Annotated in this window: 6 protein-coding genes and 1 pseudogene; 1 reads left to right on the top strand and 6 read right to left on the bottom strand. The window is 73.8% G+C overall.

Features of this window, described 5'->3' with window-relative positions; all coding sequences use genetic code 11:
- Window positions 1-287: 287 nt before the first annotated feature.
- The 6 genes and pseudogenes from ACSNOD_RS24290 to ACSNOD_RS24265 all read right to left on the bottom strand — a co-directional run.
- Window positions 288-461, bottom strand: coding sequence for a hypothetical protein (locus tag ACSNOD_RS24290; RefSeq protein ID WP_436769162.1), 174 nt, complete (start codon window positions 459-461; stop codon window positions 288-290).
- A gap of 168 nt (window positions 462-629) precedes the next feature.
- On the bottom strand, window positions 630-1,046 hold the full coding sequence (locus tag ACSNOD_RS24285; protein WP_436769161.1) for a hypothetical protein: 417 nt from the start codon (window positions 1,044-1,046) through the stop codon (window positions 630-632).
- A 9-nt stretch (window positions 1,047-1,055) separates the two neighbouring features.
- The gene (locus ACSNOD_RS24280; protein ID WP_436769160.1) at window positions 1,056-2,117 is read right to left on the bottom strand and encodes an oxidoreductase; all 1,062 of its coding nucleotides are present in this window, start codon (window positions 2,115-2,117) and stop codon (window positions 1,056-1,058) included.
- A gap of 108 nt (window positions 2,118-2,225) precedes the next feature.
- Entirely contained in the window at window positions 2,226-3,368 is a 1,143-nt protein-coding gene (locus ACSNOD_RS24275; protein ID WP_436769159.1) for a methyltransferase, read from the bottom strand.
- Between the two features lie 249 nt (window positions 3,369-3,617).
- The gene (locus ACSNOD_RS24270) at window positions 3,618-4,760 is read right to left on the bottom strand and encodes a M14 family metallopeptidase (protein WP_436769164.1); all 1,143 of its coding nucleotides are present in this window, start codon (window positions 4,758-4,760) and stop codon (window positions 3,618-3,620) included.
- Window positions 4,761-4,946: 186 nt separating this feature from the next.
- Window positions 4,947-6,953 (bottom strand): annotated as a pseudogene (locus ACSNOD_RS24265) (Xaa-Pro dipeptidyl-peptidase); the annotation flags it as partial.
- Window positions 6,954-7,378: 425 nt separating this feature from the next.
- On the opposite strand from ACSNOD_RS24265, the gene ACSNOD_RS24260 reads away from it, so the two are divergent.
- A partial coding sequence (locus tag ACSNOD_RS24260) for a M1 family metallopeptidase (protein ID WP_436769163.1) occupies window positions 7,379-8,856 on the top strand: 1,478 nt, incomplete at its 3' end.

Genomic DNA, 8,856 nt, shown 5'->3' with positions numbered 1-8,856 from the left:
CGGCAGGGCCGCGGGGGCGGTTCGCGCGGTGGCGCGGGCGGCACCGGCGGTGCGCGGGGTACGGGGTCGCGCGGGGCCGGTGCGCGGGGCGGGGGCGGTCGGGAGACGGCCGCGCCGGCGAACGGGGCGATGGCGGACGCGCTGCGGAGGGCGGGGCTGCTGAAGCCCTGACCGTGTCCCGCGGCTCCGCCGGCGTGCGGGGCCTGCTTCCCGGGGACTGCTTCCCCGGCCCGGGGGCGGTGTCCTACAGGACGCCGGCCCCGGGGCGGGAGCGGGTGTCCCCGTCCTCAGCCGGAGGGCGCCTGCCCCTTGCGCGGCGCCGCGCCCTTCCTGCGGAGGTAGAGGGCGACGTTGGCGATGAGCACGCCGTTGACGAGCGGCATCGTGACGCCCTTCGGGTCATCGCCGAACAGCGGCGCGACGCAGGCCAGGAGCAGACACGCGGCCGCCGACCCCCACATAACGCTCTCACCGCGAAATCGGGTCCGAGCCTTCATGGTGTTTCCCCCTCAGTCGCCCGGGTCACTCTCCGGGGTCACGGCACAGCATGTGCGTGACATCCGTACCCTATCCGCCCGGGCCGGGAGATGATCAAGGTGGCCAGGGGCGCGTCCCCCGCCGCCGGACCGTCACGCCTCCCCGGTGACCCACGCCCGTAGGCGCTCGCTGAGCACGACGTCGTGCGGCAGCCGCGCCAGCTCGCGCGCGTCCACCTCCACGCCCTGGCGCAGGAGATCCTTTGCCAGCGATGCCCAGTAGCTGGCCTCCGTCTCCTCGTACGTCCGACCTTCGAGCGGCTCGTCCGGCCCGACCACCATCCGGGCGTCCGTCTCGATCTCCTCGACCGAAACCCACGCCCGGATGTCGACCGGCTCGTCCGGGCCGACACCACCCAATGTGGCACCCCAGCCACGGTCGTAGAGCAGCACCACACTCCGGCCGTCCGCGAGTTCGGCCTCCAGTTGGGCCGACACCGACATCTGCCGGGCGTTCGTGTTCTCCTCGACCAGATCGGTGTAGGTCACCAGGCGGATCACAGCGGTCATGGCGGCACGCTAGCCCGCGAGCACCGGTGCCACCAGGACTCCGCCGGACGTTCGGGCGACGATGAACGTCTCCCCCCGCACCGCGCGGCGGTCCGCCGCGATCCGGTGGCGGCCGGCCTCCAGATGGTCGTCGAAGAGGTCCCGCGCGTGCCGCCGGTACAGCCGGTCCACGCGGTAGGCCACCACCCGCACCCGGCCCGGGGTGGTGACCTCGACCGTGATGCCGTCCGGCGCGGCCGCCAGCCCCGCCAGCCGGCGCTGTTCGCGCGGGGTGCGGTCGAGAGCCTGCTCTATCTGCGCGACGAGCAGCGGCACGATGGGCGCGAGCCCCTCGACGAAGACCGCGTCCGCGCCCGCGCTCTCGAACGCCCGGCGCACGGCGGCGCGTTCCGCCGGGTCGACGGCCCGGCCGAAGGCGACGACCCCGTACGTGCGCAGCTCGTCCTCGTGCGCGCCCACCGCGTCCCTGGTGATCTCCGCGCCGATGCCGATCGTCCGCAGGGCCGCGGCGAGCCGGGCGAGCACGGCGGCGCGCCGGCCGATGAGCAGGACCCGGCGGGCCGGCGCCAGGCCGCGGTCGTCGCCGTCGAGCAACTGACGCAGGACCGCGCGGTACTGTCCGGCCCGGAAGCGGAAGGGCCCGATCCCGTGGTAACCGTTGCGTTCGAGGTCCGGGTTCTCGTCCGTCTGCCAGGCGAAGTCGCGCCAGACGATGTCACCGCCGTCCTGCTCGATCACGGCGGTGACCACCCCGCACTCGGGCCCTTCGCACTCGGGGCAGCCGTAGATGACGTACCGGCCGCCGGGCCCGGGCGGTTCGTCCTCCAGGAGCAGCCGGCGAACATGGCTGGTGAAGAGGGACGGCCCGAGGTCGGCGGCGAGCGGGGAGACCGCGTCGAGGTCGGCCAGGCGCCGCAGCAGCGGGGTGCCGTCGACGGTGAAGTCCAGGAACTCCCGGTGCGCTTGGTAGCCGCCGTCGGTCAGCACTCCCCCGGGGCGCATGGCCCGCGCCAGGCCGAAGGTCACGTACTCGTGCTCCGCGGGAATGCTCCGACCTTCGGAATACGTCATGTGTACGGAAACGCCGTACTGGCGCGGGTGGTTCCGGATACACCGTCGTTCGAGTGACTCGCCCGATCCGCCCGGCCCCACCCGCCTCTCCCCTCGCAGAGTGCGAACTCATGTGCCGTTCGGGGCGAGGCGCCACAGCGATGTGATCTCCGCGACACGGGCGGCGTGCAGCGGATCGGTGGTGTCCCGGGTTCGCGGGTGCCGGGCCCGGGTGTCGATCCGGTCCACCACCCGCAGGCCCGCCGCCGCGATGGCGTCCGGCACCTCGCGCTGTTCCCTGAGCCCGAGGCGCTCGGCCAGGTCCGACAGGACGAGCCAGCCCTCGCCTCCCGGTTCGAGGTGGTCGGCCAGTCCGCGCAGAAAGCCGCGGAGCATGCCGCCGTCCCGGTCGTAGACCCCCTGCTCGACCGCGGAGGTGGGACGGGCGGGTATCCAGGGCGGGTTGCAGACGACGAGGTCGGCGCGGCCGTCCGGGAAGAGGGTGGGGCCCACGACCTCGACGCGCGCGCTCAGGCCCAGTCGGCCGGCGTTGTCGCGGGCGCAGGCCAGGGCGCGCGGGGCGATGTCCGTGGCCACGACGCGCTCCAGGCCCCGGCGGACCAGGACGGCGGCCAGCACTCCCGTTCCCGTGCCGAGGTCGAACGCGGTACGGGGGCCGGTGCGGCGGCCCGTCGGCGCGGGCAGCGGCGCCGTGGCGACCAGGTCGACGTACTCGCCCCGCACCGGGGAGAACACGCCGTAGTGCGGGTGGACACGGGCACCGAGGGCGGGCACCGCCACGCCCTTGACGCGCCACTGATGCGCCCCGATGACGCCCAGCAGCTCGGTGAGAGAGATCGCCACCGGCCCGCGCGGCGGGCCGTACGCCTCGTCGCACGCCCGCCGCACATCGGGGGCCCTGCGCAGGTCCAGGGAGTGGTCGTCGCCCAGGAGCACGAGGAGCCGGCCCAGCACGCGGGCGCGGTGGCCGCGGGCCCTGCGGTGCAGATGGAAGGTCTCGGCCGGGGTGCCACCGGGCCGGAAGGGCTTCCGGTCGACGCGGCGGCCCAGGGCGCGCAGCAGTTGGCGCGCGTGGGGGAAGTCGCCGCGCCACAGCAGTGCCGTTCCCTCGCAGACCAGGCGGTACGCGGTGGCGGCAGCCATCCGGTCGTCGGCGACGACCACGCGGCTGGGGGCCGGTGTCGCGTTCTCGGAGTGCCAACGGGCGGATCGGGCGGTGTGGTTCTCGGTCCAGTGGATCGTCGTGGACACGGGGGTACTCCTCGTGGTCGAACGTGCGGGGCACGAAGAGCACTTCGACGAGGAGCAGGAGCGATGGCTGTGTTAGGGCACAGGTACGAGTCTCGGGGCAGACAGGGCTACCGCTCCCGCGTCGAAGCGCGAGAGGAGGCGTCGTGGAGCACCATGCCGAGCGTCATGACCGGTCCCTTCGGAGAGTTGTAAGCGAAGCCTCGCACACGCCGTCACCGCCGGCGGACCCGGGCCCGGGCGGTCCATGGTTCACCGTGGGTGGCACGACGTCACGGGGTCCCCCGCGGTGAGGTGGTGGGCGGCGCGCGCGTCGAGCAGGAGGGGGATCAGGGCGCGCAGTGACTGGCGCAGGGGGACGAGCACCCCGTCCCGCTCGTGTCGTACGCGCACGCCGTGCAGGGCGAGTTCGTCACCGACGTCGGCGTACTGGGACGCGGTGAGCCGGTAGCCGCAGGGCGGGTCGCGGAGGACGCGGTCCGCCGTCGGGGGGTCGTTGTCGGCGCCGCCGAGGTAGACCGGGCCGCGGTCGGCGAAGCCGGTGAGGCGGGCGGCCGTGGTGGCCGCCTCGACGCGTGCCCGGTGCTCCCGCGAGAAGTCGAACAGGCCGCGCAGGGCCTGCTGTTGGGAGGCGACGCGGCGGCGGTTGTTGAGCGCGGGGTCCTGCGTCTCCGCCTCGGTGAGCGGGTCGGTGCGGGTCTCGATGAGCAGACCCACGGCGTGTTTGATGCCGGCGGTGTTGCGCAGGATGCGCTCCTGCCCGTCGCCCGCGACCTGCTTGATCGGCTCACCGGTGACGGGGTCGGTCCAGATCCCGTAGATGCCGGTGCTGTATCCCGCGGCCTCCGCCCGGGGGCGTACGTAGCGCTCGGAGAGCGCCCGCGCCTCGCGGTGCACGCCCGGCGCGGTGTTGAGGTTGCGCGACCAGAGGGAGAGCACGTCCTTGCTGTAGTACGGCGGGGTCGGCCCGTACTCGTGGAGGTCGTAGACCGTGTCCGGCCGGTAGTCGCGCAGCAGGGCGGCGACGGCGCGGCCCTCGGCGGTGCGCAGGGCGATGTGGTCGCGGTTGATGTCGACGCCGTCGGCGTTGCCCCGGGTGTCGGCGGCCCGGCCGTCGGGGTTGGCGGTGGGCACGACGAGGACGCTGGTGCGCTCCAGGAAGCGGCGGGTCGCCTCGTCCCGCGCGTAGGCGAGGTCGCGGACGGTGCTCAGGCACGCCTCCCGGCCGGAGGGTTCGTCACCGTGCTGGGAGCACAGCAGCAGAACGGAGTTGCCGCGGGCAGTACTGGCGGCGTCGGGCGGCCGGTGCGCGCCGATGCGGACCAGGTGCAGGGGGCGGCCCTGGCGGGTGGTGCCGACGCGGTCGACGGCGATCCGCTCGCTGGCGCGGTCCACGGTGGCCAGCAGCCGCAGTTCCTCGTCCTCGGTGGTCCAGCGGGCTCCGCCGCTGTCCTCGAAGCCGGTGGTGGGGCGGCCGGGGGCGGCTCCGGGGGCCGCCGCGCGGGCCGTGCCGCCGGCCGTACTGTCGGGCGCGCCGTCGACCGTACTGTCGGCCGTCCCGTCGGCCGTCACCTCGCCCGCGCCAGCGGGCAGCCGGGGCGCGGCGCGCGGCGCCCCCACCGTCCGCGGCGGGGTGTCCCGCGGCACGGCGGTGTGCGGCCCGTTCCCCGAGGTGGCGTGCGCGTACGCCGCGGCCCCGCCCACGATCGGCAGCCGGGCCGTGGTGCGGGCGAGGTCGACCGTGAGGGTGGGCGGGCCGGCCGGCGGTGCGATCAGCCCGGCGTCGGTGCCCCCGATGATCAGGCCGAGCCGGTGTCCGGCCGGGACGACGTGGTCGGTGGCGTGCAGCGGGAGATCGATGGTGTACGCCCGGCCGGGGGTCAGGGGCTGCCCGGTGTGCTCGGAGGCGTGGTTGCCGAGGTCGGCCCAGCCGCGGCCGAAGACGGTGCGGTCCACGGCCGCCGTATCGGCCTCGGTCTCCAGGAAGCAGCCGGTGTCCGCGGGGGTGCCGCTCCCCCAGCAGGTGCGGCCGGACAGGGTGCGGATGCCCTCGCCGGGGGCCGTGTAGTCGCGGATGGTGGCCGGGCCGAGGTCGACGAGGACGGCGGAGAGGTGGGCGGTGGTGGTGCTGGGGGCGGCGGTGACGGTCACCGTGCCGGAGCCGGCGATCCGCAGCGGCGCGGCGAGCGGCCGGGTGGTGAACGCCACCTTCGCGGGGGTCGGCGTGTCGGCCTGCGCGGCCCACTCGGTCTCGCCGAGCCGCGGGTCGTCGGTGAAGGTCTCCCGGGCGCCGGGGCGGGCCGGCTTCAGGCCCAGGGTGCCGACGCCGGGCACGGCACCGGGGCCGGGCCTGAGCCGGGTGGGGGCGGTGGCACTGGGCGGCCAGTGGCGGTCCGCGGTCCAGCGGTCCGGCGCGTGCTCGATTTCGGCCATCGGCTCGCGCTCCACGCCGTTGCGAACCCCCAGCAGGTAGTGGTCGAACCAGCGGTGCAGGGCCTTCACCCAGGCGGCCCTGCGGAAGTCGAACGGGTCGACGTGCCCGGCCTGGGAGAGCCAGATCCTGCGCTCCACGCCGTTGCGGGCGAGCGCGTCCCACCACTGGCCGAGGTGTTTGGCGCGCACATTGAGGTCCTGCATGCCGTGGACGGCGAAGACGGAGGCGCGGACGCGGCGGGCGTCGGGGACGTAGTCGCGCTCGTCCCACAGCGCGGTCCAGTCGCCGCTGCGGGGGGCCTCCTCGACGAGCCTGCGCTGGACGGCGCCGCAGCGGGCGCGGGCCTCGGTGTGCTCCACGTAGTGGGAGAGCCAGTCGGGGCCGCCGTTGTGGTGCGGGGCGCCCTTGGCGAAGTAGTAGTCGTACCAGGAGCTGATGGCCCCGATGGGCACGATGGTGCGCAGGCCCCGCACGCCGGTGGCGGCGACGCCGTTGGCGACGGTGCCGTCGTAGCTCTTGCCGATCATGCCGACGGCGCCGGTGGACCAGTCGGCGGTGACGGCCGTGGGGCCGGTGCGCGAGGTGTAGGCGCGGGCCCGCCCGTTCAGCCAGTCGACGACGGCCTTGGCGGACCGGATGTCGGAGCGCCCGCCGACGTCGACACAGCCGTCCGAACGGCTGGTGCCGGCGAGGTCCACGAGGACGGTCGCGTAGCCGCGCGGCACGAAGTAGTTGTCGTAGAAGAGCGGGAACCCCTCGGGGCGGCCGGCGCCGTCGTACGTCTTCTTCTGGCTCTCGTTGCCCCGGCCGCAGCAGGCGTAGTACGGGCTCGCGTCCATGATCACCGGGATGCGGTGGCCCCGGTCGGCCGGCTCGCGGGGGCGGACGATGTCGGCGGCGACCCGGTCGGGGCGGCCGTCCGCGTCGAGGTCGAGGCCGGTGTCCACCCAGACGGACTCGCGGATGGCGTCGCGGTAGGAGTAGTCCGGATGGCTCAACCCCTGCCGAACCGTTTCCCCGCCGGCTTCGCGGCTGCCGCCCTCGCCGGCTTCCCGCACGGCGGTCGCCACCCCGCCCGGGACCTTCGGTGCGGCCAGGGCCGCGCCGTCGGCACCGAAGAGCACCAGGAGCACGGCCGCGACGGCGGTGACCAGGGCCGTCAGGGAGGTGACCGGACAGGCCGCCGCAGGGGTCGCACGCGGAGCAGGGGGCACCGCCGGCCCGAACGGTCTCCACCGGGTGCGGGCTCCCCCCGCGTCAGTCGCCACGTGCGGGACGGTACCGCCGTCAACTCCCGCGCAGAAGGGGGCGGGACACGCGGAACGGGGGCCGCGGGGCCGAGGGGGTTCCCCGTGCCGTACGGGGGCTGCCACCCCGAGGACGCTCCCCGTGCCGGTACGGGGGCCGCGAGGCCGGGGACATTCCCGTGTCGGCAAAGTGTCGATCATGTGACAGCACTGGCCATGGACATGCCGTTGGCGCGCATTGCTGAATATGGTCGGACCACGACACAGTCGAACGCGCTTTCCCCAGACGAGTTGGAGGACTTGTGTACCGCAGACTCCTCGCCCCGAGTGCCATGGCCGCCTGCCTGCTGCTGGCGATCCCGGCATCGGCAGCGGACTTCACTCCGGGCGCCCCGGGTGTCGGAGACTCCTACTACCCGGACTTCGGGAACGGCGGCTATGACGTCTCCCACTACGATCTGCGTCTGAAGTACCAGCCGCGGACGGACCTCCTGGAGGGCACGGCGACGATCCTCGCCACCACCACCCAGAACCTGTCCCGGTTCAACCTCGACTTCGGCCTCGCGGTCAGCGAGATCCGGGTGAACGGCAAGAAGGCGTCGTTCACCACCTCGGGCGCCCATGAGCTGGTGGTCACCCCGGCCGCCCCGCTGGAGAAGAACAAGCAGATCAGCGTGGTGGTCCGCTACTCCGGCAAGCCGTCGGAGGTCAAGATCAACGGCTACACCGGCTGGCACCGCACCCCGGACGGCGGGGTCGCCGCCCAGCAGCCGGAGGCGGCCGTGTGGTGGTTCCCCAGCAACGACCACCCCACCGACAAGGCCACCTACGACGTCTCGGTCGCCGTCCCGGACGGCACCCAGGCCATCAGCAACGGCGTGCTGCTCTCGCAGACCTCCAAGGCCGGCTGGACCCGCTTCAACTGGCGCTCCGACAAGCCGCAGGCCACGTACCTGGCCACGCTGGCGGTGGGCAAGTTCGACATCACCACCGACAAGACCGCCGACGGGCTGCCCGTCCTCAACGCCTACAGCAAGGACCTGGGCGCCAACGCCGGGGCCGCCCGCGCGAGCGTCGAGCGCACCGCGGAGGTGGCCGAGTACCTCACCGAGGTCTTCGGCCCCTACCCCTTCAACGCGCTCGGCGGCTACGTCCCCAACGTCCCGCGCGGCTACGCCCTGGAGACCCAGACCCGCCCGTTCTACGGCAAGCAGGCCTTCGACCGGGGCGCGAACGTCTCCGTCGTCGTCCATGAGCTGGCCCACCAGTGGTACGGCGACAGCGTCTCCGTGAAGGACTGGAAGGACATCTGGGTCAACGAGGGCTTCGCACGCTACGCGCAGTGGCTGTGGTCGGAGAAGGAGGGCGAGGGCACGGCCCAGGAACTGGCCGACCACGTCTACGGCCTCTACCCGGCCGACAACGAGTTCTGGCAGGTCAAGCCGGGCGACCCGGGCCCGGACAACCAGTTCCACACCGCGGTCTACGACCGGGGCGCGCTCGCCCTCCAGGCGCTGCGCAACGAGATCGGCGACGAGAAGTTCTTCGCGATCCTCAAGGGCTGGCCCACCGCCTACAAGTACGGCAACGCCAAGGTCGGGGACTTCGTCCGGTACGCCGAGAAGGTCTCGGGCAAGCCGCTCGCGGATCTGTTCGAGACCTGGCTCTACACCCCCGGGAAGCCGTCGGCTCCCGAGGCCGCCGAGGCGCGGATAGCCCCGCGGGCGGCCGTGAAGCGGGCGGAGCCCAAGTCCTGGAAGAAGATCAGCGAGACCAACACGGTGCACGAGCACTCCTCCGGGGCGGCGGG

This window comes from Streptomyces sp. URMC 123 (assembly GCF_051386515.1).
In the GTDB taxonomy this organism is placed as follows: domain Bacteria; phylum Actinomycetota; class Actinomycetes; order Streptomycetales; family Streptomycetaceae; genus Streptomyces.
Note: the sequence above shows the minus strand (reverse complement) of the source record. Positions and strands in the feature narration are given on the sequence as shown.

What these genes read in the sequence shown, in the direction of transcription:
- ACSNOD_RS24290 (WP_436769162.1), bottom strand. Translation starts at nt 461, where the DNA reads ATGTGGGGGTCGGCGGCCGCGTGTCTGCTCCTGGCCTGCGTCGCGCCG.
- ACSNOD_RS24285 (WP_436769161.1), bottom strand. Translation starts at nt 1,046, where the DNA reads ATGACCGCTGTGATCCGCCTGGTGACCTACACCGATCTGGTCGAGGAG.
- ACSNOD_RS24280 (WP_436769160.1), bottom strand. Translation starts at nt 2,117, where the DNA reads ATGACGTATTCCGAAGGTCGGAGCATTCCCGCGGAGCACGAGTACGTG.